Genomic DNA, 21,922 nt, shown 5'->3' on the forward strand with positions numbered 1-21,922 from the left:
TATGGGGCGGCCCGAGCGCTTCGCGACATGCGATGATCAGGGCATGTCGCGTCCCCGTCCGCTGCCGCTCGATCCGATCGAGGAGGCGCACCGCCAGTGGACCGAGCACGGCTGGGGCGAGGTCGCGGACGGGATGGCGGCGGTCACCTCGCTGGTGCGGGCGCAGCAGATCGTGATGGCGCGGGTCGACGAAGCACTGAAGCCGTCCGGTTTGACCTTTTCGCGGTATGAGCTACTGATGTTGCTGAGTTTCAGCAAAACCGGTGCGCTGCCGATGGCGGTGGCGAGCGCTCGGCTGCAGGTGCATCCGACCTCGGTCACCAATACGGTGGACCGGCTGGAGGCGGCCCAGTTGGTGAAGCGTGTGCCACATCCCAGTGACCGGCGGGCAACGCTCATCGAAATCACTGGGGCCGGAAGAGAATTGGTGGCCAAGGCCACCACCGAACTGAACCGGCGGGTTTTCGCCGAGACCGGTTTGGCGCCGGAACGATTGCAGCTGCTGCTGCAATTGCTGGCGGAGTTCCGGCAGAGCGCGGGCGACTTCGACCCCGGTAGCTCGCCCACCCGATGGGCCGGTCAGTAACCACCCAGCGACCCAGCAGCCAATTTCCTGCGTCATAGTCTTGGCTTCGGCCCGCAAAGGGTTCACCATTGAGGCCATGGTGCTGGTCCTGGGGGTGTCGGCGGGCGCTGCTGGCGCACGCGCCATGCTCACCCATTCCGACCAGCCTCACCTGCCTCCCATCGACCGGTGCAAGGTCCTACGCCGGGCCGGCGGCGGGAGCATGGCGGAGGCGGTCTTCGAGGCCATCCGCCTGATGCGGAAGTCGGCGGACGAGCGTGACGAGTTCATCACCGGTATCGCGGTCGCCTGCCGCAGCACCAACCATGCCGAGGCCGTCCGCACCGCCGCGGGCCGCAATCGCCTGACCGTCATCGACGAGCCGGTGGCTCAGCTCAGATATCTGCGCTTCACCAGGAAGCTCCCCACCGAGGGCTCGATCCTGCTGTACGACCTCGGCGCGTCCGGGCTGACCCTCACCCAGATCGACTGCCGAAACGATGCCGTCCTGGCCACCAAGCGCAGCACCGTCCTGGGCGGGGACGGCCACGACGCCCTGCTGCGCTGGCTGCTCACCCGCGGCGGCGTCACCCTGGACCTGGCCGATACCCGCCGTCAGAAGGAAGCCCTGGCCTCCGAACGCGTGCTGGCCGTCTGCGACCCGATCTCCGGGCAGCGCGCCGTGGTCACCCGCAGCGATTTCGCCGAGCTGGTCGAGGCGGGCATCCATCATTCGGCGTCGTTCGTCCGCCACATGATCGACGAGACCGGCATCCGGCCCGCGGGCCTGGCCCTGCTCGGCGGCTGCACCCGCAACAAGAGCATCCGCGACGAGCTGAGACTCCAGCTGGGCTACCCGATGATCTACGATCCGGAGCCCGATTTCGTGTCCACCCGCGGCGCGGTCCTGCTGGCCGCCGAACGCCCGTCGGCCCGCAGCATCCGCAGCGTGCACCTGGCCCCGGGCGCCACTCCCGTCGAGGCCCCTGTCGCCCCCGTCTCCCGCCGCAAACTCGTTGCGGCGGTGGCGGTTACCGCCACGCTCGGCGGCACCATCGTCGGCGGGCTGGCCATGAACCGGGACGGTGGCGGCCACACCGACGGCAAACCGCCGACCGTCGAGGTGGTCGGCCCACCCAAACACGGCTGAGGCCACCGGAATTCCCCCACGCCCGTTACCCCGGCCTGCGCCTGATCCCCGCCCGCCGGCCAATCCCCGCCCGCCGGCCGATGGCGCACGGCACGAGGCACGCCCGGCAATCCCCGCTCCCCCTCGACAACGTGCCCCGCTGCCGTGAGGCAGCGGGGCACGAGAGCTCCGAGAGTTGGTGCGGCGCTTACTTGTTGGTGAAGTTGGCCGGGCGCTTCTCGACGAAGGCGGTCATGCCTTCCTTCTGGTCGTCGGTCGCGAACAGCGAGTGGAAGACGCGACGCTCGAAGCGCAGGCCCTCACCGAGGGTGGTCTCGAAGGAGCGGTCCACAGCTTCCTTGGCGATCATCACCGACGGCAGCGACATGGAGGCGATGGTCTCGGCGACCTCCATGGCGGTGGCGACCAGTTCGGCGGCCGGGACGATGCGCGAGACCAGACCCGCGCGCTCGGCCTCCTCGGCGCCCATATTGCGGCCGGTGAGGATGAGGTCCATGGCCTTGGCCTTGCCGACGGCGCGGGTGAGGCGCTGCGAGCCGCCCATGCCGGGGATGACGCCGAGCTTGATCTCGGGCTGCCCGAACTTGGCGGTGTCGGCGGCGAGCAGCAGGTCGCACATCATGGCGAGTTCGCAGCCGCCGCCGAGGGCGTAGCCGGCGACCGCGGCGATCAGCGGCTTGCGGAAGGCGGCGACGCGGTCCCAGCCACCGAAGTGGTCGGTCACGAACATGTCCATGTAGGACTTGGTCTGCATCTCCTTGATGTCCGCGCCGGCCGCGAAGGCCTTCTCGGATCCGGTCAGCACGACCGCGCCGATCTCGTTGTCGTTCTCGAGCTCGTCGAGCGCCGCCGAGATGTCGGACAGGACCTGCGAGTTCAGCGCGTTCAGGGCCTTCGGCCGGTTGAGCGTGATGAGCGCGACGCGGCCCTTGCGCTCCAGCAGAATGGTCTCGAAGTTGGTCACGCCGTCTCCCCTTCAGATCGCTTACGGATATCGGTGACGATAGCCGAGAAGTCCTTGCCCGCTTCTTCCTGGTTGAAGCGGTTGTAGATCTCGGCCGCGAGCTGACCGATCTGCCCGTCCACGGCGTTGGCGCGCAGCGCGTTGGCGGCGAGCCCCAGGTCCTTGGACATGAGCGCGGTCGCGAAGCCCGGCTGGTAGTCATTGTTGGCGGGGCTGGCCGGAACCGGTCCCGGCACCGGGCAATACGAGGTCAGCGCCCACGACTGGCCCGAGGCGGTGGACACCACGTCGAAGAACTTGTCGTGGGTCAGGCCCAGCTTCTCGCCCAGCACGATGGCCTCGGACAGCCCGATCATGGAGATGCCCAGCAGCATGTTGTTGCAGATCTTGGCGGCCTGCCCGACGCCCGCGCCGCCGCAGTGCACGACCTTGCCGCCCATCACCTCGAGCAGCGGCAGCGCCGCGGCGAAGTCGGCGTCCGCGCCGCCCACCATGAAGGTGAGGGTGCCCGCCGCCGCGCCCGCCACGCCGCCGGAGACGGGGGCGTCGAGGGCCCGATGTCCCGCCGCCACAGCGAGTTCCGCGGCCTGCTTGGCGTCGCCGACGTCGATGGTGGAGCAGTCGACGAACAGGGTGCCCGGCTTGGCGGCCGGCAGGATGTCGCCGTAGAGGTCGAGCACGATGCGGCCGTTGGGCAGCATGGTGATCACGATGTCGGAGGCCGACACGGCTTCGACGGCGGTGGCGACCACGGTCGCGCCGTCGCGGCGGGCCTGGTCCTGCGCGGCGGGCACGGGGTCGAAGGCGAGGACGTCGTATCCGGCCTTGACCAGGTTGGCGGCCATCGGCCCGCCCATGTGGCCGAGTCCGAGGAACGCGACCTTGGTGTTGTTGCTCATCATTCGTCCTTAGCTGCGGCCAAACCCAATTCGCGATCGCCGAGCGCGCCGAAGTAGGCGTCGACGTCGGCGTCGGTGACGTCCGCCAGGGTGGCGGGCGACCACTGCGGGTTGCGGTCCTTGTCGATGACCTGGGCGCGAATGCCTTCCACCAGGTCGTGGGTGTTCAGGGCGGCGACGGAGACCCGGTATTCCTGGTTCAGCGCCGTCTCGAGGTCGGCGGCCCGGCGCGCCTCGCGCAGGGAGCGCAGCGTGACCTTCAGGGCCACCGGGGATTTCGTCAGCACGTCGGCGGCGGCCTTGGCGGCCTCGGCGCGGCCGTCGATCTCGAGCCGGTGCACGATCTCCTCGACGGTGTCGGCGCCGTAGCAGGCATCGATCCAGTCCTGCTGGGCCACGAACTCCGAAACCGGTGCGGGCTGCGCGAATTTCGCGATGGCCACCTCGACCTCGGTGGTCGCCAGCGCCTCCAGCAGTGCGGGCAGGTGTTCCGAGGGCACGAAGTGGTCGGCGAAGCCGGCCGCGATGGCGTCACCGGCGGACATGCGCGCGGTGGTGAGCGCGATGTGGGTGCCGATCTCGCCGGGCGCGTGCGCCAGCAGCCAGGTGCCGCCCACGTCGGGGATGAAGCCGATGCCGGTCTCGGGCATGCCGACCATGGACCGCTCGGTCACGATGCGGTGCGAGGCATGGCCGGACAGGCCGACGCCGCCGCCCATGACGATGCCGTCCATGATCGCGACGTACGGCTTCGGGTAGCGCTTGATCAAGGCGTTGAGGATGTACTCGTCGCGCCAGAACTTGCCGCTGGGCGAGTCGGCCGCGACCTGCGGCGAATCACCCCCGGCCACAGTGGCCTTGGCGTCATTGTGGATGGCGACGATATCGCCGCCCGCGCACAATCCGCGCTCGCCCGCGCCTGTCAGCACGACCGCGCGCACCGCGTCGTCGTCCGCCCAGGCCCGCAGCGCGTCCAGGATGGTCAGCGCCATCGGGTGATTGAGCGCATTGATGGCCCGGGGCCGGTTGAGCGTGATCAGGCCGAGCCCATCACGCCGCTCGATCAGAACCTCGGGTTCCTTCACGCCTTCGCTCATGCTGCTCCTACCACCGAGCGGGCGACGACCACCCGCATGATTTCGTTCGTGCCCTCGAGGATCTGATGCACCCGCAGGTCGCGGACGATCTTCTCGATGCCGTATTCGGCCAGGTAACCGTAGCCACCGTGCAGTTGCAGGGCCTTGTTGGCCACCTCGAACCCGGCATCGGTGGCGAACCGCTTGGCCATGGCGCACAGCTCCACCTTGTCGGGGGCGTCGGCGTCCAGGGCGGCCGCGGCGCGCCACAGCAGGGTGCGGGCGGCCTCCAGGGAGGTCCGCATGTCGGCCAGCTCGAATTGCAGGGCGGTGTTGTCGAGTAGTCGCGAGCCGAAGGCCTTGCGCTGGGCCATATAGGCGACTGTCCGGTCCAGCGCGGCTTGCGCGCCGCCCATCGAGCAGGCGGCGATGTTCAGCCGCCCGCCATTGAGCCCGTTCATGGCGATGCGGAAGCCGTCGCCCTCGGAGCCGAGCAGGTTGGCCACCGGCACCCGCGCGTCCTCGAGGATGACCTGCCGGGTGGGCTGGGCGTTCCAACCCATCTTCTTCTCGTTCGGCCCCACCGACAGACCCGGGGTGTCCGCGGGCACGATGAGCGCCGAGATCCCGCGCGCCCCTTCGGTTCCGGTGCGAACCATCATGACGTAGACGTCATTGGACCCGGCCCCGGAGATGAACTGCTTGGCGCCGTTGAGGATGTAGTCGTCGCCGTCGCGAACGGCCTTGGTGCTCAAGGCCGCCGCGTCGGATCCGACGCCCGGTTCGGTCAGCGCGTAGGACGCCAGCAGATCCATGGAGGTCAGGCCCGGCAGCCACCGATTGCGTTGCGTCTCATCGCCGTAGGTGTCGATCATCCACGTCGCCATGTTGTGGATGGAGATGTAGGCGGCGACCGACGGGCAGCCGGTGGCGAGCTGCTCGAAGATGCGCACGGCGTCCAGCCGCCGCAGCTGGGAGCCGCCCACGTCCTCGCGCACGTAGATGCCGCCCAGGCCGAGCGAGCCCGCCTTGCGCAGCACGTCCACCGGGAAGTGCTTGCGCTCGTCCCATTCCAGGGCATTGGGCGCGAGCAGCTCGTCGGCGAAGGAGCGGGCGGTCTCGACGATCGCCTTCTCGTCCTCGTCCAGTACGAACATCAGCGTCAGTCCATGGTCGGGATGACGAAGGCGTTGGCGGCGGAGCCGCCCGAGGACGCGGTCTCCTTTCCGCCTGCCGGCCAGCGCTGCGTCACCGTCTTGGTCTTGGTGTAGAAGCGGATCGAGTCCGGGCCGTGCTGGTTGAGATCGCCGAAGCCGGACCGCTTCCAGCCGCCGAAGGTGTGGTACGCGATCGGCACCGGGATCGGGACGTTGATGCCGACCATGCCGACCTGCACGCGGGCCGCGAAGTCGCGGGCGGTGTCGCCGTCGCGGGTGAAGATGGCGACGCCGTTGCCGTACTCGTGCTCGTTGGGCAGGCGCAGCGCCTCTTCGTAGTCCTTGGCGCGGACCAGGGCCAGCACGGGGCCGAAGATCTCTTCCTGGTAGATCCGCATCTCGGGGGTGACATTGTCGAACAGCGAAGCGCCCGCGAAGAATCCGTCCTCGCCGCCCTCGACCACCAGGCCGCGGCCGTCGATGACCAGCTCCGCGCCCTCGTCGACGCCGATCTGCACGTAGTTGTTCACGCGGTCCACGCCGTCACGGCCGACCAGCGGGCCGAAGTCGGCGCCCGGGTCGTCGGAGAGGCCGACGTTCAGCTTGCCGATGCGCTCGACGAGCTTGGCGCGCAGGCGATCCGCGGTCTCCTCGCCGACCGGCACCGCCACCGAGATGGCCATGCAGCGCTCGCCCGCGGAGCCGTAGCCCGCGCCGATGAGCTGGTCGGCCACATCGTCGAGGTCGGCGTCGGGCATCACGATGGCGTGGTTCTTGGCGCCGCCGAAGCACTGGGCGCGCTTGCCGTTGGCGGTGGCGGTCTCGTAGATGTACTGCGCGATCGGGGTGGAGCCGACGAAGCCGACGGCCTTGATCCGCTCGTCGTTCAGCAGCGTGTCGACCGCTTCCTTGTCGCCGTTGACGACATTGAAGATGCCCGCGGGCAGTCCGGCCTCGAGGAACAGCTCGGCCAGGCGCAGCGGCACCGAGGGGTCACGCTCGGAAGGCTTGAGCACGAAGGCGTTTCCGCAGGCGAGGGCGGGTCCGGCCTTCCACAGCGGGATCATGGCCGGGAAGTTGAACGGGGTGATGCCGGCGACCACGCCGAGCGGCTGGCGCATGGAGTAGACGTCGATGCCGGTGCCGGCGCTCTCGGTGTACTCGCCCTTGAGCAGGTGCGGGATGCCGACGGCGAATTCGATCACCTCGAGGCCGCGCTGGATGTCGCCCTTGGCGTCGGCGATGGTCTTGCCGTGCTCGGCGGAGAGCAGGGCGGCCAGCGAGTCCATCTCGTCCTGCACCAGGGTCAGGAACTTCATGAGCACACGGGCCCGCTTCTGCGGGTTGGTGGCGGCCCAGGCGGGCTGCGCGGCGGCCGCGTTCGCGATGACCGCCTCGACCTCACTCTTGCTCGCCAGCGGTACCCGCGCCTGGACCTGCCCGGTGCTCGGGTTGAAGACATCCCCGAATTTGCCGGAGGTTCCCGGTACGTGCTTGCCGTCGATGAAGTGAGTCAGTTCGCGAACCATGCCAGTCCTGTCTCGAAGCTTGCGCGCCATTTGCGCGGTATGTGGCGATCCTATAGTTGGACATCCAAGTATTGGCTGTGGGATAATTCACAGCACCTACAGGCTCTCCGTGCGGAGGATTGGCATGCCAGATCTGCATGTCCCGGTAAATCCAGTGCGGTTCGTGACCGCCGCTGCGCTCTTCGATGGCCATGACGCGGCCATCAACATCATGCGAAGAATCCTCCAGGCGCAGGGGGCGGAGGTGATTCATCTGGGGCATAACCGGGCCGTGCGCGAGGTCGTGGACGCGGCCGTCACCGAGGACGTGCAGGGGGTGGCCGTCAGCTCGTATCAAGGCGGGCACATCGAGTACTTCGAGTACCTGGCGCAGGCTTTGACAGAGGCCGGGGCCGGGCACGTGAAGATCTTCGGCGGGGGCGGCGGGGTGATCGTTCCCGAGGAGATCTCCCGGCTGCGGGAGTCGGGGGTGACCATCTTCTCCCCCGAGGACGGGCAGCGGCTCGGGCTGCCGGGCATGATCAATCAGCTGATTTCGGCGTGCGACGTGGATCTCTCACAGACACCCGCCCCCGTCGACGCAGTGCTGAGCGGCGATCGGGCGGCCTTGGCCCGCACGCTCACCTGCCTGCAACAGGGGACGCTGCCGCAAGACGACCTGGCCGCCCTGACGGCCGCGGCGGCGGCGCGGCAGGTGCCGGTGCTCGGCATCACCGGGACCGGCGGCTCCGGAAAGTCCTCCCTCACGGACGAACTCGTGCGGCGGCTGCGCACCGACCAGCAGGACAAGCCGCGGGTCGCGATCCTGGCGGTGGACCCCACCCGGCGACGCGGCGGCGGCGCGCTGCTCGGCGACCGGATCCGGATGAACGCCCTGGACGGGGAACGCGTCTACTTCCGGTCCCTGGCCACCCGGGGCGAGCGGGAGGTGCCGAAAAATATCGACGCCATGCTGATCGCCTGCAAGGCAGCGGGATTCGACCTGGTGATCCTGGAAACCCCCGGCATCGGGCAGGGTGACGCGGCCATCGCCGAGCACGTGGACGTGTCGCTGTACGTGATGACGCCGGAGTTCGGGGCGGCCTCCCAGCTCGAGAAGATCGACATGCTCGACTTCGCGGATGTGGTGGCCATCAACAAGTTCGAGCGGCGCGGGGCCGAGGACGCGCTCCGGGACGTATCGCGGCAGCTGGTGCGCAATCGCGAGGACTTCCACGCCCTGCCCGAGGACATGCCGGTGTTCGGCACCAGCGCGGCCACGTTCAACGACGACGGCGTGACGGCGCTCTACCACCATCTGACCGGGTTGCTCGCCGAGCGCGGGCTGCCGCTTCAGGAGGGCGTGCTGCCCCGGGTGGAGACCCGCGCCTCGACGCGATTCGCGCAGATCATTCCGCCCGCGCGGGTGCGCTACCTGGCCGAGATCGCCGAGACGGTCCGGGATTACCACGCGGCGACGGCCCGGCAGCTCGAGGCGGCGCAGCGGGTGCAGCGCGTCGAGCAGGTGCTCGCCGAACTGCCGGACGACGAATCCGTGAGCGATCTGCTCGCCCGGGCGGAGCGGGAGCTGGCGCCCGAGAACGCCGCCCTGCTGGCGGAATGGCCCGCCGTCGCGGAGTCCTATCGCGGCGAGGAGCAGGTGGTGCGGGTCCGGGACCGGGAACTGCGGACCACGCTGCGCCGGGAGACCCTGTCCGGCAGCTCGATTCCGCGGGTGGCGCTCCCCCGCTTCACCGATCACGGTGAACTGCTGCGGTTCCTGCGGTCGGAGAATCTGCCCGGGCGGTTCCCGTTCACGGCCGGGGTGTTCCCGTTCAAACGGGACAACGAGGATCCGGCGCGCATGTTCGCGGGCGAGGGCGACGCGTTCCGCACCAATCGGCGGTTCCGGGTGCTGTCCGAACACGCCGACGCCAAACGGCTTTCGACGGCGTTCGACTCGGTGACCCTGTACGGGCACGATCCGGCCGAGCGGCCCGATATCTACGGCAAGGTCGGCACGTCCGGGGTCTCCATCGCCACGCTCGACGATATGAAGGCGCTGTACGCCGGGTTCGATCTGGACGCGCCCAGCACCTCGGTGTCCATGACCATCAACGGGCCCGCGCCGACCATCCTGGCCTACTACCTCAATGCCGCCATCGATCAAGCGCGCGAGGAGTTCTCGGCCGAGCAGGGCCGCGAACCCACCGACGCGGAGGCCGCGGACCTGCGCGCCCGCACCCTGGCCACCGTGCGCGGCACCGTGCAGGCCGACATCCTCAAGGAGGATCAGGGCCAGAACACCTGCATCTTCTCCACCGAGTTCAGCCTGCGCATGATGGCCGATATCCAGGAGTGGTTCGTGCGCAACGGTGTTCGCAACTTCTACTCGGTGTCCATCTCCGGCTATCACATCGCCGAGGCCGGGGCGAACCCGATCAGCCAGCTGGCCTTCACCCTCGCCAACGGCTTCACCTATGTGGAGGCGTATCTGGCGCGCGGCATGGACATCGACGATTTCGCGCCCAACCTGTCGTTCTTCTTCTCCAACGGGATGGACGCCGAATACTCGGTGATCGGCCGGGTGGCGCGGCGCATCTGGGCGATCGCCATGCGCGACGAGTACGGGGCCGGCGAACGATCGCAGAAGCTCAAATACCACGTGCAGACCTCCGGGCGGTCGCTGCACGCACAGGAGATGAGCTTCAACGACATTCGCACCACCCTGCAGGCGCTGATCGCGATCTACGACAACTGCAACAGCCTGCACACCAATGCCTACGACGAGGCGGTCACCACGCCCACCGAGGAATCGGTGCGCCGGGCGCTGGCCATCCAGCTCATCATCAACCGGGAGTGGGGGCTGGCGATGAACGAGAACCCGCTGCAGGGCAGCTTCGTCATCGACGAGCTCACCGATCTGGTGGAGGAGGCGGTGCTGCGGGAGTTCGAGCGGATCAGCGAACGCGGCGGGGTGCTGGGCGCGATGGAGACCGGGTATCAGCGCGGCCGGATCCAGGACGAGTCCATGCTCTACGAGCGCCGCAAGCACGACGGGAGCCTGCCGCTGATCGGAGTCAACACCTTCCGCAATACGCACGAGGAAGAACACCGGGTACTGGAATTGGCGCGCGGCACGGAGGCCGAGAAACAGTCTCAGCTGCAACGAGTCAGCGAATTCACCGAGCGACATCGCGACGAGGCCCCGGCCGCGCTGGCCCGGCTCGCGGCGGCCGCGGCGAGCGACGAGAACGCCTTCGAGGTATTGATGGACGCCGCGCGGGTGTGCACGCTGCAGCAGGTCACCGACACCTTCTTCACCGTGGGTGGCCAGTATCGCCGCAACGTTTGACCACTCCCGGGCCCGCTGACCGACAGCGCCCCGCTATATCTCGAAATATAGCGGGGCGCTATTGCTTTCACCCGCGATCCCACACTGGCGAGTGCTAACACCGCCCAGGGTGTATGGCAATTTCCGATCGGCAGCAATTTCTCGGCTATACCGGAACTGTTCGGTTCGATTGCGGCTGACAGGAAGACGATCATGCGTAGAACGACCATGAGAACCACCGCCAAGCTCGCCACCATCACCATGTCGCTCGCCGCGGCAGCCACCCTGTTCGCCGGCGCGGCCAACGCCGAGGCCCCCGACAGCGCGCCGATCCAGGTCACCCCGGTCTCCGAGGGCATTCCGCTGGATCCGGTGGCCACCAACCCGAACGCGATGTTCCCGGACCCGGCCCTCAACGGCGCGGCCGCGGGCGCCCTCACCGGAAGCGCGGGCGGCGCGGCACTCGGCTCGGTCGTCGGCTCCATCCCCGGCGCGCTGGGCGGCTCCGCCCTGGGCGCCCTGATCGGCGGCGGCATCGGCGCGCTGGTCGGCCTGCTCGATCCCAACGCCATCCCGCAGGTGCTGCCGTAACGCACCGCCACACCTCCCCGGGCAAACTCCGTGCCGCGTTCGCTCGGGCGAGCGCGGCACGAGCGTCTCTGTGGAACAATCCGGACAGGCTGACCCCGACGGAAGGCACCCCATGGAGTTTGCGGGAATGACCGTGGTGGACGCGCACATTCACCAGTGGGATCCGATGACCACGCCGCGCGAGTTCAGCGGCCTGGCGAAGCTGTTCCGATACGTACCGGTGCCGGTCGACTGGGCCAAACGGCTCGCGCCGCGCCGCGATCGCGAGTTCGTGGGGGACCCCACGCCGTTCATGCGCCCCTATCTGCCACGCGACTACGACTCCGATGCGGGCGAGGTGCCGGTCGAGGCGATCGTGCACATCGAGGTGGAATGGGTCGGCAACGGCCCGCTCGGGCCCGTCGACGAGACCCGGTGGGTGGCAAGCCTGCCGTGGGGCGTGGATACCCCCGCCCTGGGCGCGATCATGGGCGCGGCCGACCCCGTCACTCCCGAATTCGCCGAGTTGCTGGACGCGCATCAGGCCGCGTCCCCACTGTTCCGGGGCGTGCGCACCCGCGTCGAATACCACCCGGATCCGGATGTGCGGGCGACCTGCGAGGCGCCGGGCAAACTCACCTCCACCGCCTTCCTCAACGGGTTCGGCGCACTGGCCGACCGCGGGCTCGCGTTCGAGGCATGGGTGTACTCCGGCCAGCTGCCCGAGGTGACGGCGCTGGCCGAGCGGTATCCGGGCACCACCATCGTGCTCAACCATCTCGGCACGCCCGCGGGCGTTTTCGGGCCGGTCGGGCGAGAGACCGGCAGGAATCCGGGCCGGCGGCGCGAGCTGTTCCTGCGCTGGCGCGACGACCTCACCGCGCTGGCCGCGCACCCCAATGTGGTGGCCAAGGTGAGCGGGCTGATGATGCCCATCCTCGGCCACCCGGTGCCCAAACGCGGCGAGCCGACGCCGGTTCCGGTACTGGTGGAACGGATTTCGCCGATGCTGGAGCACGCGCTGGACGTCTTCGGCTCCGACCGGCTGATCTGGGGCTCGAATTTCCCGGTGGACAAGCCGATTACGAGCATCCCGAACGCCGCGAACGCGGTGGCCACCGCGCTGGCCGGGCACGGGGCCGACGACAAGGCCATCGAGCAGGTGTTCCGCCGCAATGCCGAACGGATCTACGGGCTCGACATGCTCTGATCCGGTCGGGTGCTCCGAATTTGCCGGGTCCGGCCGTGGCCGAGCGTCACGCTGGCTATCGTGATGCGCCATGGAGCGGATCCTGCGGATCGGAATGGGTTTCTGGGAGTCCCGGACCTTGCTCAGCGCCGTCGAACTCGGGGTGTTCACGGTGCTCGGGCATCGCCAGCTGACCGCCGAGCAGCTGCGGCGCGAACTCGGCCTGCACCCGCGGTCCGCCCGTGACTTCTTCGACGCGCTCGTCGCCATGGAGATGCTGCGGCGCACCGACGGCCGGTACGCCAACACCGCCGACACCGCCACCTATCTGGACAGCACCGGCAGCGAGTACATCGGCGGCTTCCTGGAGATGGCGGCGGCACGGCTGTATCCCTTCTGGGGCCATCTGACCGAGGGCCTGCGCACCGGGCTACCCCAGAACGAGGCCCGCGAGGGCCGTGACTTCACCGAGCTGTACCAGGATCCCGAGCGGCTCTACGACTTCCAGCGCGCCATGACCGGGCTGTCACTGCCCGGCGCGCACGTCATCGCCGAGGTCTTCCCGTGGCAGCGCTGGAAGACCGTCGCCGATATCGGCACCGCCCAGGGCGCGCTGCTACGCACCGTCCTGGAGACCAATCCGCACCTGCACGGCATCGGCTACGACCTGGCCCCCGTCGAGCCGATCTTCACCGAGTACATTGCCCCGGTGGCGGATCGGAGCAGCTTCCGGGCCGGGGACTTCTTCGCCGAGGAGCTGCCCGAGGCCGATGTCCTGGTCTTCGGCCACATCCTGCACGACTGGGATCTCGACACCAAGCGCATGCTGCTGGAGAAGGCCTACCGAGCGCTGCCCGAGGGCGGCGCGATCCTGATCTACGAATCCCTCATCGACGATGATCGCCGCACCAATCTGCCCGGCCTGCTGATGAGCCTCAACATGCTGATCGAGACGCCCGGCGGCTTCGACTACACCGCGACCGACCTGCGCGGCTGGCTCGCCGACGCCGGGTTCCACGACCCGCAGACCGAGCACCTCGCCGGGCCGGAATCGATGGTGTGGGCCGTCAAGTAGCGGCCGCCGGGGTTTCGGTCAGGGCAGGGCCAGGTATTCCGCGCCGAGCAGATCGGCCGCGTGGCTGACGTGATCGACGATGCGGGCGGCGTCGGCCTCGATGATCCCGGCCCGCCAGGCGGTCAGCAGTTCGATGAAGCCGCCGATGCTCATCAGCACGCCCATGCGCAGGTCGGATTCGTCGACGCCCGGGCGCAGGTACGGGCGGGCGGTGGCGATGAGCAGGTCGGTGGCCTCGGTGAGCAGGGCGGTGCGGCGCTGCTCGAGCACGCGGCTGCCCGAGTGATCACCGAACAGGATGCGGGCCGGGCCCTCGGATTGCAGTTCCACGGCGCGGGCGATGGCCAGGTGCAGGATGCCCAGCGCCGGGTGCGCGAGATTGTCGGCGACCACGGCCGAGAGTTCGCCCAGCACCTGGAATCCGACCTCGTCCCAGACCGCGCCCAGCAGGTCGTCGCGGTCGGCGAAGTGCTCGTAGAAGTAGCGGTCGTTGAGGCCCGCGCGGGTGCACACGCCGCGCATGGTGACCGCGGCCCAGCCGTGCTCGAGCCAGATGTCCAGGGCCGCCGTGATCAGCCGCTCGCGGCGTTCGGCCCGGCGCTGCTCCTGCGTGCGGCCACCCCAGGTGCCGCCGCGCCGCCCGGGTGTCGCGGTCAGGTCGGTCGTCGCCGTCGCGGGCACGTCCATAGTTGACAAAATAGCGCATCCGGAGCCTAATTGGTGGCAGGTGCGGCCAGTGGTGGCACACGCCACCACTTGACTGCCCGGATGGCACGCTCCCGGGAGTTCCCATGCGACTCAATCCTTTCGGCGGAACCCACCGCACTCGGCAGGCGGACGCGGTGGTGACCGGTGCGGGCAGCGGCATCGGCCGCGCCTTCGCCCTCGAGATCGGCACACGGGGTGGACGCGTCGTCTGCTCCGACCTCGACCCCAACCGCGCCCGTGAGACCGCCGAACTGGTCGGCGACATCGGGGGCAAGGCCTTCGACACCGGCTGCGACGTGACCAGCCTGGCGCAGGTCACCGCGCTCGCGAACACCGCCGAGGAATGGTTCGGCAAGAGCCCGGACCTGGTGGTCAACAATGCGGGCATCGGCCGCGGCGGCACCGTCATCGGCGAGACCCCGCCCGAGGAATGGCATCAGGTGCTGGACGTGAACCTGTGGGGCGTCATCCACGGCTGCCACGTCTTCGCGCCGCGGCTGCGCACCGCGGGACACGGGTCCATCGTGAATGTCGCCTCCGCCGCCGCCTTCGGGTCCGCGCCGCGCATGGCCGCCTACAACGTGTCCAAGGCCGGGGTGCTGGCGCTGTCGGAGACGCTCGCCGCGGAGCTGTCCGGGACCGGCGTCACCGTCACCGTGCTCTGCCCGACCGGGGTGAGAACCAATATCCTGGAAGGCGTTTCGATCGGCGACGAGACCGTGCAGCTGTGGGGCGACCGCCTGCTGCGCTGGACCGGACGCCCGCCCGCGGCCATCGCCCGCGCCACCCTCGACGCCGTCGACCACGGTCAGCTCTACGTGGTCCCGCAGCTCGAGGCCAAGGCGATCTGGCAGTCCAAGCGACTGCTGCCCGAAACCTACACCCGCGCCGCCGGATTACTGGAGCGGCTGGTGCGGTAGCCATGCAGCGAGGAGCAGAACAATGGCGTTCGCGTATTCCGACATGCTCACCGTGGTCCGGGACCGGCAGTGGGCGCTGGCCGACATCGACTGGGACGCACCGGGAGCCGAGCTCATCACCGATGAGCAACGTCCGGCGCTGGCCACCTTCATGGCCGACCTGGTGTGGATCGAACACGTGGGCGCGCGCGGCTTCGCCGCCCTCACGCTGCACGCGCCGGACGGCCCGCTCAAGGAGATCTACCGGCACTTCCACGCCGAGGAACAGAAGCACGCCAATGCCGAACTGGCGTTGATGCGCCGCTGGGGCATGCTCGACGGGGACGCGATGCCGCTGCCCAACAAGAACATTCAGCTCGTCATCCACTGGCTGGACCGGTACGGCGACCAGCTGTCGCTGCCGGTGCTCGGTACCGTGATCCCCTCGCTCGAGTGCGCGCTCGACGGCGCACTGGTGAAGTTCCTGCTCGACGAGGTGCGAGACCCCCTGTGCCACGAGGTGTTCCGGCACATCAACAGCGACGAGTCCCGGCATCTGGCGGTCGGCTTCCAGGTGCTCGAGCAACTCGGCGCGGGACCGATGCGGCGCATCGCCATCGAGACGGCCGGTTTCGCGCTGCGCCCCACCCTGCTGATGGGGGCCCTGCTGTACACGCCGCTGCTGTCGCGCATGTCCACCAACATCATGGCCATGGGGCTCGACGAGGAGAAGCTGTGGAATGCCGTGCGGCGCTACGAGAAAGCCGGTGAACGCGGCCCCGATATCCAACGCCTGCCGCTCTACCATGTGGTCCGCCTGCACGGGAAGGCCACCATCAACCGCCTGCAGCCGATCCAGGGCATCAACGACGCGTTGAACAAGGCCATCGACCGCCTGCCCGAACGGCTGCTGCGCCGCCATACCCCGTCCTGGTCCAAGGCACTGACCTATGAGCCGGTGGCGAAATGAGCGCCCCGATCCGGGGCGGCGCGGGCGGCGGGGCCCGGGACGCCTACACCGGGCCCACCATCCATTGCGCGCATTGGAAGGATCAATACGCGCTGGACCGTCTGCACGTCGCGGTGGTCGGTGGCGGGGCCGCGCTCGCGACCGTCGTTCCCCCGGTGGCCGCGCGGGCGCGCAGAGTGACCGTCTTCCAGCATGATCCGGTGTGGATCCTGCCCACGCCGCCGCTGCCCGGCCTCCGGCTGCTGCTCGGCCGGGTGCCCGCCGGCGCGCTCGGAACGCTCCCCGCGGACTCGGCGCCACCGCTCCCCGGTGATCCCGTCACCCCCGCCGCCGCTGCGTCACGGGCGGCGCCCGGGCCCGGCGCGCCGGGGCGATTCGGCCTCGACGCCCTGCGCTGGGGCGGGCGACAGGTGCTGCGGCGGGTGGCCGCGGCGAATCTGCGTACGCAGGTCGGGGATTCGTGGGTGCGGCGGCAATTGACGCCGGACCAACGGGCGGCGGTGCGGGTGCACGGCCGCTACTACCGGGCCCTGCGGCAGCCGAACTGCACGCTCGTCAGCTGGCCCATCGCCCGGCTCGCACCGCTCGGGATTCGCACCGTGGACGGGATCGAGCATCGAGTGGACTGCATCATCTACGCGGAGGACCCATCGTGACAAGAACCGTCGTCGACCATCAGATCATCATCGTAGGGGCCGGTTTCTCGGGGATCGGGACCGCGATCGCCCTGCGCAAGGCCGGATTCGACGACTTCGTCATGATCGACGAGGCCGACGGGCCGGGCGGGACCTGGCATTGGAACACCTATCCCGGTATCGCGGTGGACATTCCGTCGTTCAGCTACCAGTACTCGTTCGAGAAGCAGAACTCGTGGTCGCGGGTGTACGCCCCGGGCCGGGAGCTGAAGGCCTACGCCGAGCGGTGCGTGCAGAAGTACGGGCTGCGGCCGCGGATCCGGTTCGGCACCACCATCGAACGCGCCGACTTCGACGACGACCTGCACCTCTGGCGGCTGCGCACCAGCGACGGCGACGAGCTGACCTGCCGATTCCTCATCGGCGCGACCGGGGTGCTGACCCGCCCGAAACTGCCGGACATCGCGGGGGCGGAACGGTTCCGGGGCGTCACGATGCACACCGCGCGCTGGGATCACGACATCGACCTGCGCGGCAAACGGGTCGGGATCATCGGGACCGGGGCCTCGGCCATCCAGATCATTCCCGAGATCGCGCCGCGGGTGTCGGAACTGGTGGTCTTCCAGCGCACCCCGATCTGGTGCCTGCCGCGGCCCGACGCGCCCATGCCGCCGGTGGCCCGCGCACTCATGCGGCTGCCCGGCGGGCAGTTCGTCACCCGCTGGATCAGCCAGGCGTTCGTGGAACTGACCTTCCCGCTGTCGGCGCACTACTACAAGGTGCTGCCGATCGTGAAGCTCGGCGAGCGCACCGGGCTCGCGCACCTGCGGGATCAGGTGCGGGACCCCGAGATTCGCGCGAAGCTCACGCCCGACTACGCGCTGGGCTGCAAGCGGCCGTCGTTCTCCAACGACTACCTGAAGACCTTCAACCGCGAGAACGTCACCCTCGAAACCGATCCCATCACCGAGATCACCGCGAGCGGTCTGCGCACCACCGGCCGCCACCACCAGGTCGACGTGCTCATCATGGCCACCGGCTTCAAGGTGATGGAGTCGGGCAATATGCCCACCTTCGACCTGCATGGCAGCGGCGGACTGCGACTGGAAGATTGGTGGGACACCCACCGGCTGCAGGCCTACGAGGGTGTCAGCGTGCCCGGATTCCCGAACTTCTTCACCATCATCGGGCCCTACGGGTACAACGGGGCGTCCTACTTCACGCTCATCGAGATGCAGACCACCCACATCCTGCGGCTGCTCCGCCAGGCCCGTCGCCACGCCGCCACCCGGGTGGAGGTCACCGCCGCCGCCAACGAGCGGTACTTCCAGGAGATGATGTCGCGGCGCGGCACCCAGGTGTTCTGGCAGGACAGCTGCACACTGGCCAACTCCTACTACTTCGACAAGAACGGGGACGTCCCGTTGCGGGCCATGAGCACGCCCGAAGCCGCCTGGCGGGCAGCCCATTTCGATCTGAACGACTACACCTTCGAAGCACCCGGCGGACGCCGCACCGACGATCGGCCCGCCACCCGGACCGCCACGGCCTGACCCGCGGCGGGCCACGGCCCAGCCCGGTAGCGGGGCGGGGAATAGCCGTCAGCGGTCCAGGGAGCGGTAGAGGTCGCGCAGTTGCCGCAGGCCGGCGGCGACGGACTGCTCATCCTCGGAGGTCATGCGCAGGGCCTGGCGCAACAGCACCGGGTCCAGATCGTCGGGGGCCGGATGGAATTCGGGGTCCGGCAGCGTGGGCAGCGCCGCGTGCTCGCCGTACAGGTCGCCGCAGTCGAGGGTCTCGCTCTGCAACAGGCCGCCGATGAGGTCGTCGAGCCGGATCCCGCGCAGGGTGAGCAGGTCGGTCGGGTGCTCGTCGAGCCGTTCCGCCACCACGTAGCAGATGGCGGCCGCGTGCTTGCAGGGCCAGCCGTGATCCGGGCAGCTGCAGGAGAAGTCGAGTTCGGACACCGTCGTCGGCAGCAGTAGCGGGCCCAGCGCCCGGGGCAGCGTGCCCGCCGCGATCTCGCCCAGCATGCCCGGCGACTCGCGCACCACGTCCGCGAGTTCCTCCAGGTGGTGACGGTCGAAGGTGCGCATGGTCAGCACGGAGACGAAGGGGCGGGGCTGACTGCCCTGCACCTCCGCGGTCACCATGCCCTCCTCGAGCCGGTAGTTGATCACCTGGCCGGTGCGGGCGTAGGAGCGGCCGCGCGAGAGCCGCCCGGCGTCGGCGACCTGCTCCACGGCGTCCAGAAAGGCACGGCCCCACCAGGTCCGGGCGAAGGCGGCGCCGCGGCGGCTGCGCGCCGGCACCCCGCCGCGCACCGGGCGGCGCTTGCCGTACCCGCCGAAGTCGATGACATCGTTCATTCGCCGACCGCCTCCGCTCCCAGCGCGAACAGTTCCCGTAGCTCCTCGTCGCCGAGTTCGGTGATCCAGTGCTCGCCGGCGCCGACGGTGAGATCGGCCAGCCGGCTCTTGCCCTTCAGCATGTCGTCCACCCGCTCCTCGATGGTGTCGACGCAGACCAGCTTGCGCACCTGCACATCCCGGCGCTGGCCGATCCGGAAGGCACGGTCGGTGGCCTGGTTCTCCACCGCCGGATTCCACCAGCGGTCCAGGTGCACCACGTGATTGGCGGCGGTGAGATTGAGGCCGGTGCCGCCGGCCTTGAGCGACAGCAGCATCAGCGGCGGGCCATCACCGCCCTGGAAGTCCCGCACCATGGCGTCGCGGGCCTGCTTGCTCACTCCGCCGTGCAGGAACGGGACCTCGGCCCCGAAACGCTCGGACAGGAAGGGGGCCAGCAGCTTTCCGAACTCCGCGAACTGGGTGAACATCAGGGCGCGTTCCCCGTCGGCGATCACCGATTCCAGGATGTCCTCGACCAGCGCCAGCTTCCCGGACCGGTGCTGACCGCGGCGCAGCACCGGCGAACCGTCGTTCAGGTAGTGGGCCGGGTGGTTGCAGACCTGCTTGAGCCGGGTCAGCGCGGCCAGTACCGCGCCCTTGCGTTCCATGCCCTCGGCGGCCTTCAGTTTGACCGACATATCGTCCAGGACAGCCTGATACAGCGCGGCCTGCTCCACGGTCAGGTTGGCCCGCACCGTCATCTCGATCTTCTCCGGCAGATCCGAGATCACCGCCGGATCGGTCTTGACCCGGCGCAGCACGAACGGCGAGGTGATGGCACGCAGGCGGGTGACGGCGTTCTCGTCGTGCTCACGCTCGATCGGGACCGCGAACCGGGCGTGGAACTCCGGCGCCTTGCCCAGCAGCTTGGGATTGGCGAAATCCAGGATCGACCGCAACTCCTCCAGGCGGTTCTCCACCGGGGTTCCGGTGAGCGCCAGGCGATGTCGCGCCGGAACCAGCCGGGCCGCGCGCGCCTGCCGGGTGCCGGCGTTCTTGATGTGCTGCGCCTCGTCCAGCACCACCCGCTGCCAGTCCTGCCGCTTCAGCTCCTCCACATCGCGGGCCAGCAGGGCGTAGGTGGTGACCACCAGATCCGAATCCATCACCGCCGCATCCAGTTCCGCGCCCGAGCGGCGGGCGGGGCCGTGGTGCACCAGCACGCGCAGATCCGGGGCGAAGCGCTCGGCCTCCCGCTGCCAGTTGCCCACCACCGACATCGGGCACACCAGCAGGGTGGGGCCGGGCGACTCGGCGGCCGTCTCCCGCTCGTGCGCCAGCAGGGCCAGCACCTGCACGGTCTTACCCAGGCCCATGTCGTCGGCGAGGATCGCACCGCAGCCCAGGCGGCTCATCGTCGCCAGCCAGGCCAGGCCGCGCTGCTGATAGGGCCGCAGCTGGGCCTTCAGGCCGACCGGGTCGGGCACCGGCTCGGTGGCGCGCTCACCGTCGAAAAGCTCTGCCGCCCAGCCGGTCGCGGTGACCTCGTCCAGCGGCACACCGATCACCGGGTGGGCGGACAGCTCCGCGAACAGGCCGCCGATGGTGGTCTCGGTGCCGTCGGTGCGGCCCGAGACGTAGTCGGCGGCCGCGGCGAGCATGCGATGGTCGGCCTGCACCCAGTCGCCGCGCAGGCGCACCAGATCCGATTTCGCGTCCACCAGCCGCGCCATCTCCGCGGGCGTCAGCACGGTGTCGCCCAGCGCCAGCTCCCACCGGAACGTCACCAAGCCCTCGAGCCCCACGGCGGTTTCGGTGGCCGCCGGGCTCTGCACTCGCAGTTTCATGGTCGGCGCGGCGACCCGCCAGGCGCGGGGCAGCATGAGACGCACCCCGGCGGCGGCCAGCGCGTTCGCGCCGTGCGCCACCAGGTCCATCACCACCTCGGTGGGCAGGAACAGGTCCATGCTGCGCGGATCGCCGGGCAGGTCCCGCAGGCGCGGATACACCTCCTTGGCGGCGCTCAGCTTCTCCCCCGCCAGCCGGGTCAGCACCGGATCACCGGGCAGCAGCACCGGTTGCGGCGCTTCACCTTCGACGCGCAGGCAGACCTCGAGCCGCCACAGTTCACCCGGCTCGTCGCCGTCGGGTTCCAGCAGTCGCAGCACCAGATCGGGTTCGCCCACGGTGAGACTGGTCCGCCAGTCCTCGAGCACCGCCGCCACCCGATGCGAGCCGGTCTCCAGCGGTGTGGCGTCCAGCAGGGCCCGCAGCAGCGGATGCGACACCGAATCCGTCGGCGCGGAACCGATCCCGGGATCGCGTTCGGAAATCCATTTCCTGGCAATGGGATCGGTCAGCTCGGCGACCAGGTTCTCCAGGATGTCGGCGGGTCTGCCGTGGTCCTTCAGCGCCGACGGCATGGCCACGGCCAACTCGGCCAACCAGGCCCGCTGCCGCTGCCCGCCGACCGGCCGCCACCGCACCCACCACTCGCCGTCGTCGCGGCGGATCTCCGGCACGATCCGCCCCGCCCGCACCCAGCGCTCGATCCCGCGCGCCACATGCCCCAGATAGCGCAGATCGCCCGCCACCGGCCAGTGCGGCGGCAACTCCCCCAGCAGCACCCGGGCCGCCGCCTCCGGGGCCAGCGCGTGCGCCCGCACCCGGGCCCGTTCCTTCCCGTACTCCCCCGCCAGCGTGACCTCGGCCCAGTGCCGCCACTTGGCCGCCCGCACCACCGACCACAGCGGCTCGGGCAGCTTCTCCGTCTCGTCGGCGAGCACGAAGCCGTCCGGGTCGTGCCACAGCACCAACCCGGACCCGGGCGTCCACAGTCCGTGCAGCATCCGACCATCCAAGCAGCCCATCC

18 protein-coding genes are annotated in these 21,922 nt (G+C 69.5%); 10 read left to right on the top strand and 8 right to left on the bottom strand.

What is annotated here, in order from left to right:
- Positions 1-43: 43 nt before the first annotated feature.
- Both ACFYTS_RS34550 and ACFYTS_RS34555 read left to right on the top strand, forming a co-directional pair.
- Positions 44-586, top strand: a complete 543-nt coding sequence (locus ACFYTS_RS34550) for a MarR family transcriptional regulator (RefSeq protein WP_357097750.1) — start codon at positions 44-46, stop codon at positions 584-586.
- Positions 587-662: 76 nt separating this feature from the next.
- Entirely contained in the window at positions 663-1,715 is a 1,053-nt protein-coding gene (locus ACFYTS_RS34555; protein ID WP_387309478.1) for a hypothetical protein, read from the top strand.
- 187 nt (positions 1,716-1,902) lie between these two features.
- Here ACFYTS_RS34555 and ACFYTS_RS34560 read toward each other — a convergent pair whose 3' ends face one another.
- From ACFYTS_RS34560 to ACFYTS_RS34580, 5 genes are read right to left on the bottom strand one after another with little or no spacing between them, the layout of a single operon-like run.
- Positions 1,903-2,679, bottom strand: a complete 777-nt coding sequence (locus tag ACFYTS_RS34560) for an enoyl-CoA hydratase (protein ID WP_387309479.1) — start codon at positions 2,677-2,679, stop codon at positions 1,903-1,905.
- Positions 2,676-3,578, bottom strand: coding sequence for a 3-hydroxyisobutyrate dehydrogenase (mmsB, locus tag ACFYTS_RS34565; RefSeq protein ID WP_387309480.1), 903 nt, complete (start codon positions 3,576-3,578; stop codon positions 2,676-2,678). The genes ACFYTS_RS34560 and mmsB overlap by 4 nt, the downstream gene beginning before the upstream one ends.
- On the bottom strand, positions 3,578-4,675 hold the full coding sequence (locus ACFYTS_RS34570; protein WP_387309481.1) for an enoyl-CoA hydratase/isomerase family protein: 1,098 nt from the start codon (positions 4,673-4,675) through the stop codon (positions 3,578-3,580). The genes mmsB and ACFYTS_RS34570 overlap by 1 nt, the downstream gene beginning before the upstream one ends.
- Positions 4,672-5,811 carry an acyl-CoA dehydrogenase family protein gene (locus tag ACFYTS_RS34575; protein ID WP_357282084.1) on the bottom strand — a complete coding sequence of 380 codons (1,140 nt, stop codon included), beginning with the start codon at positions 5,809-5,811 and terminating at the stop codon, positions 4,672-4,674. Before ACFYTS_RS34575 ends, ACFYTS_RS34570 begins: the two co-directional genes overlap by 4 nt.
- A gap of 5 nt (positions 5,812-5,816) precedes the next feature.
- Positions 5,817-7,340, bottom strand: coding sequence for a CoA-acylating methylmalonate-semialdehyde dehydrogenase (locus tag ACFYTS_RS34580; RefSeq protein ID WP_357282085.1), 1,524 nt, complete (start codon positions 7,338-7,340; stop codon positions 5,817-5,819).
- 124 nt (positions 7,341-7,464) lie between these two features.
- Between ACFYTS_RS34580 and icmF the strand changes: the two genes are divergently transcribed.
- From icmF to ACFYTS_RS34600, 4 genes are all read left to right on the top strand, one after another.
- Positions 7,465-10,674 carry a fused isobutyryl-CoA mutase/GTPase IcmF gene (gene icmF, locus ACFYTS_RS34585; RefSeq protein ID WP_387309482.1) on the top strand — a complete coding sequence of 1,070 codons (3,210 nt, stop codon included), beginning with the start codon at positions 7,465-7,467 and terminating at the stop codon, positions 10,672-10,674.
- A gap of 192 nt (positions 10,675-10,866) precedes the next feature.
- Positions 10,867-11,244 (top strand): hypothetical protein, encoded by a 378-nt coding sequence (locus ACFYTS_RS34590; RefSeq protein ID WP_357282087.1) that lies wholly within the window; start codon positions 10,867-10,869, stop codon positions 11,242-11,244.
- A 112-nt stretch (positions 11,245-11,356) separates the two neighbouring features.
- Positions 11,357-12,433 carry an amidohydrolase family protein gene (locus ACFYTS_RS34595; RefSeq protein ID WP_387309483.1) on the top strand — a complete coding sequence of 359 codons (1,077 nt, stop codon included), beginning with the start codon at positions 11,357-11,359 and terminating at the stop codon, positions 12,431-12,433.
- Between the two features lie 70 nt (positions 12,434-12,503).
- The gene (locus ACFYTS_RS34600; RefSeq protein WP_357282090.1) at positions 12,504-13,487 is read left to right on the top strand and encodes a methyltransferase; all 984 of its coding nucleotides are present in this window, start codon (positions 12,504-12,506) and stop codon (positions 13,485-13,487) included.
- 18 nt (positions 13,488-13,505) lie between these two features.
- Here the strand turns inward: ACFYTS_RS34600 and ACFYTS_RS34605 are convergent, their stop codons facing one another.
- Positions 13,506-14,174: a TetR/AcrR family transcriptional regulator gene (locus tag ACFYTS_RS34605; RefSeq protein ID WP_387309484.1), complete on the bottom strand. Its 669-nt coding sequence runs from the start codon at positions 14,172-14,174 to the stop codon at positions 13,506-13,508.
- 104 nt (positions 14,175-14,278) lie between these two features.
- On the opposite strand from ACFYTS_RS34605, the gene ACFYTS_RS34610 reads away from it, so the two are divergent.
- The 4 genes from ACFYTS_RS34610 to ACFYTS_RS34625 are packed head-to-tail and all read left to right on the top strand — an operon-like array spanning position 14,279 to position 18,252.
- Positions 14,279-15,115, top strand: a complete 837-nt coding sequence (locus ACFYTS_RS34610; protein WP_387309485.1) for an SDR family NAD(P)-dependent oxidoreductase — start codon at positions 14,279-14,281, stop codon at positions 15,113-15,115.
- 22 nt (positions 15,116-15,137) lie between these two features.
- Positions 15,138-16,064: a ferritin-like domain-containing protein gene (locus tag ACFYTS_RS34615; RefSeq protein ID WP_387309486.1), complete on the top strand. Its 927-nt coding sequence runs from the start codon at positions 15,138-15,140 to the stop codon at positions 16,062-16,064.
- Positions 16,061-16,720, top strand: a complete 660-nt coding sequence (locus tag ACFYTS_RS34620) for a hypothetical protein (RefSeq protein WP_387309487.1) — start codon at positions 16,061-16,063, stop codon at positions 16,718-16,720. Before ACFYTS_RS34615 ends, ACFYTS_RS34620 begins: the two co-directional genes overlap by 4 nt.
- Positions 16,714-18,252 carry a flavin-containing monooxygenase gene (locus ACFYTS_RS34625; RefSeq protein WP_387309498.1) on the top strand — a complete coding sequence of 513 codons (1,539 nt, stop codon included), beginning with the start codon at positions 16,714-16,716 and terminating at the stop codon, positions 18,250-18,252. The genes ACFYTS_RS34620 and ACFYTS_RS34625 overlap by 7 nt, the downstream gene beginning before the upstream one ends.
- A gap of 48 nt (positions 18,253-18,300) precedes the next feature.
- Here ACFYTS_RS34625 and ACFYTS_RS34630 read toward each other — a convergent pair whose 3' ends face one another.
- A complete protein-coding gene (locus tag ACFYTS_RS34630) occupies positions 18,301-19,068 on the bottom strand; it encodes an SWIM zinc finger family protein (protein ID WP_387309488.1) in 768 nt (255 codons plus the stop codon).
- Entirely contained in the window at positions 19,065-21,899 is a 2,835-nt protein-coding gene (locus ACFYTS_RS34635; RefSeq protein ID WP_387309489.1) for a DEAD/DEAH box helicase, read from the bottom strand. Before ACFYTS_RS34635 ends, ACFYTS_RS34630 begins: the two co-directional genes overlap by 4 nt.
- Positions 21,900-21,922: the final 23 nt, after the last annotated feature.

The sequence above is a fragment of the Nocardia sp. NPDC004151 genome (genome assembly GCF_042874235.1).
Taxonomy (GTDB): domain Bacteria; phylum Actinomycetota; class Actinomycetes; order Mycobacteriales; family Mycobacteriaceae; genus Nocardia.

What these genes read in the sequence shown, in the direction of transcription:
- ACFYTS_RS34575 (WP_357282084.1), bottom strand. Translation starts at nt 5,811, where the DNA reads ATGTTCGTACTGGACGAGGACGAGAAGGCGATCGTCGAGACCGCCCGC.
- mmsB (WP_387309480.1), bottom strand. Translation starts at nt 3,578, where the DNA reads ATGAGCAACAACACCAAGGTCGCGTTCCTCGGACTCGGCCACATGGGC.
- ACFYTS_RS34630 (WP_387309488.1), bottom strand. Translation starts at nt 19,068, where the DNA reads ATGAACGATGTCATCGACTTCGGCGGGTACGGCAAGCGCCGCCCGGTG.
- ACFYTS_RS34635 (WP_387309489.1), bottom strand. Translation starts at nt 21,899, where the DNA reads ATGCTGCACGGACTGTGGACGCCCGGGTCCGGGTTGGTGCTGTGGCAC.
- ACFYTS_RS34570 (WP_387309481.1), bottom strand. Translation starts at nt 4,675, where the DNA reads ATGAGCGAAGGCGTGAAGGAACCCGAGGTTCTGATCGAGCGGCGTGAT.
- ACFYTS_RS34615 (WP_387309486.1), top strand. Translation starts at nt 15,138, where the DNA reads ATGGCGTTCGCGTATTCCGACATGCTCACCGTGGTCCGGGACCGGCAG.
- ACFYTS_RS34620 (WP_387309487.1), top strand. Translation starts at nt 16,061, where the DNA reads ATGAGCGCCCCGATCCGGGGCGGCGCGGGCGGCGGGGCCCGGGACGCC.
- ACFYTS_RS34600 (WP_357282090.1), top strand. Translation starts at nt 12,504, where the DNA reads ATGGAGCGGATCCTGCGGATCGGAATGGGTTTCTGGGAGTCCCGGACC.
- ACFYTS_RS34580 (WP_357282085.1), bottom strand. Translation starts at nt 7,340, where the DNA reads ATGGTTCGCGAACTGACTCACTTCATCGACGGCAAGCACGTACCGGGA.
- ACFYTS_RS34595 (WP_387309483.1), top strand. Translation starts at nt 11,357, where the DNA reads ATGGAGTTTGCGGGAATGACCGTGGTGGACGCGCACATTCACCAGTGG.
- ACFYTS_RS34610 (WP_387309485.1), top strand. Translation starts at nt 14,279, where the DNA reads ATGCGACTCAATCCTTTCGGCGGAACCCACCGCACTCGGCAGGCGGAC.
- ACFYTS_RS34555 (WP_387309478.1), top strand. Translation starts at nt 663, where the DNA reads ATGGTGCTGGTCCTGGGGGTGTCGGCGGGCGCTGCTGGCGCACGCGCC.
- ACFYTS_RS34605 (WP_387309484.1), bottom strand. Translation starts at nt 14,174, where the DNA reads ATGGACGTGCCCGCGACGGCGACGACCGACCTGACCGCGACACCCGGG.
- icmF (WP_387309482.1), top strand. Translation starts at nt 7,465, where the DNA reads ATGCCAGATCTGCATGTCCCGGTAAATCCAGTGCGGTTCGTGACCGCC.
- ACFYTS_RS34590 (WP_357282087.1), top strand. Translation starts at nt 10,867, where the DNA reads ATGCGTAGAACGACCATGAGAACCACCGCCAAGCTCGCCACCATCACC.
- ACFYTS_RS34550 (WP_357097750.1), top strand. Translation starts at nt 44, where the DNA reads ATGTCGCGTCCCCGTCCGCTGCCGCTCGATCCGATCGAGGAGGCGCAC.